General features: G+C 63.4%; 2 protein-coding genes. Both read right to left on the bottom strand.

Annotated features, from left to right (window positions below; translation table 11 throughout):
* Positions 1-480: 480 nt before the first annotated feature.
* On the bottom strand, positions 481-816 hold the full coding sequence (locus D9599_RS30525; RefSeq protein WP_198385100.1) for a hypothetical protein: 336 nt from the start codon (positions 814-816) through the stop codon (positions 481-483).
* Between the two features lie 346 nt (positions 817-1,162).
* Positions 1,163-1,303 carry a hypothetical protein gene (locus tag D9599_RS30520; RefSeq protein ID WP_198385099.1) on the bottom strand — a complete coding sequence of 47 codons (141 nt, stop codon included), beginning with the start codon at positions 1,301-1,303 and terminating at the stop codon, positions 1,163-1,165.
* Between the last annotated feature and the right edge of the window lie 396 nt (positions 1,304-1,699).

The following is a 1,699-nucleotide window of genomic DNA, read 5'->3' as shown; positions in this document are numbered from 1 at the left end:
GGGTCAGCGCGTCATTGCGCCTTGACATTAACAGGGCAAGCTCTGTGCCAATAAGGAACGTTCCGAATAATCAACCGGATGGCTGTCTACCACTTCCACGATGATCTGAACTTGTAATATCGGCCGACAATTCAGATGCCGCGCGGCGGCAATCACGCAATGAAGTTTTTCACTTCGTGCGGAAAGTTTCTAAATCGATACCAAAAAATAGGAGCAGCAACTCGCCTGCAACATTCCCACACTTCCACTGCTGGTGGCCAATGCTTGAGAGAGGGAAGTGGAGACCGACGCTCTTCAGCAACTTCGGCGCTGAGGTGGAGATCAATAAGGAGGCGGCGGGCATGGTCGTAAGAGGCGCGACCCCATGGGGACCAACTTGCTGAGCCCGCCTCCAGGCTCTCCCGCGTGCCGATGTTGATCAAACGATACGGTAAGGTACGGAGTTTCCAAGGAGGCATATGGAGGCGGCTGACAACGCTCTCAGCTCGGCGGGGCTGGCCCTAATTCCGGCACCCGCCAGAAATCGCCCTCCGCATGGCTCAGCGGCGGGGGGGAGAGGGCCGCCTCACCTCGGGGAGCAGGGGCGTGCAGGCGACGTTGCTGGGTAGGCGGTGAGTTCCGGAGAGCCTTCGCCGTTGGCTCGGAGGCCCAGATATCGCCCGGCTCCGGCTGCAGCGTCTCCAGCCCGTCAGCCCGCCCGGTGATCTGCCGCATGGTCGAGAGATTGGACGGCACGGCCGGCAGCGCGGACGATCCGCCATAAGGCGAGGCGCAGCCTGCCACCAGCAGTAGGCCGAGAGCAGCAAGCGAGCGCACTAGGCCCCCTCCCCCGGCTTGTTCACGTATGGCGCCGGCAGCTTCTCTGTGTCGAGCCAAGCATCCACCAAGCGAACCACCTCCCCACTATGCCCAGTGCCGCCTCAGAAGCCGTTAGGTCGGTGGGGAAGCCATCGAGGCTAAAGTTGCAAAGGGTGCCCCTTCCCGTTCAAGAAGATCACGGGGCCGCGGTAGTCATAGGCCGGTCCGCTCTCGCCGCTGGCAGGCTTTACGATGCGGAGTTTGTGGGAGGCTGGCGCGTCAGAGGGCATGGGCCTGGATTAGCACTGCCCACCGCGCTGGCGGCACTCGCCGCGCCAGACCGCCTTGAGGGCGGGGGCAGTACTTACGCAAGCCGGGGTGCCTGTCGCCGCCGGAGGTCGCGGCGGCGGGACAGCTCCAGCCAGAGACCCCCACCAACAAGGGTCAGGAGCGTGGCACCGTGCGCGGCCACCGCACACATCAACTCGAACAGCGTGTCGGACATTCAGCGATGGGCTCCCTCGTACGCCAAGATCGGCATCTCACCGATAGCTCACAACTTCGTGATATTGCAAGCCAAACGATGCGGCGGCACCTCGTCTCAACCGGAGGTTTGAAGCCCGCCTTGGCGTCGAGCTGAAGGCGGCACAGGAGCGGAGCGAAGGGACGCCCCAAAGATGTTGCTGGCGCCGACCTCACCGCCGAGGAATGGCCATTGCCTGTCCTGAGCATATGGAAGGTGCCGCTGACGCCGTTCCGGCCGAACCCGGTGCGGATGGTGCGCTCATCTACATCAACCTCTACCCCGCGGCGCCGGCCCTCTTCGACGGCCAGGGCTACCGCTTCGCGCCGGCAATCCTCCTGCATCTGGCCGGCTTGGGGCACGAACCGTACACGTCCT

It is taken from the genome of Roseomonas sp. KE2513 (assembly GCF_016107305.1).
Lineage (GTDB): Bacteria > Pseudomonadota > Alphaproteobacteria > Acetobacterales > Acetobacteraceae > Roseomonas.
This window is presented reverse-complemented; position numbering and strand designations above follow the sequence as displayed.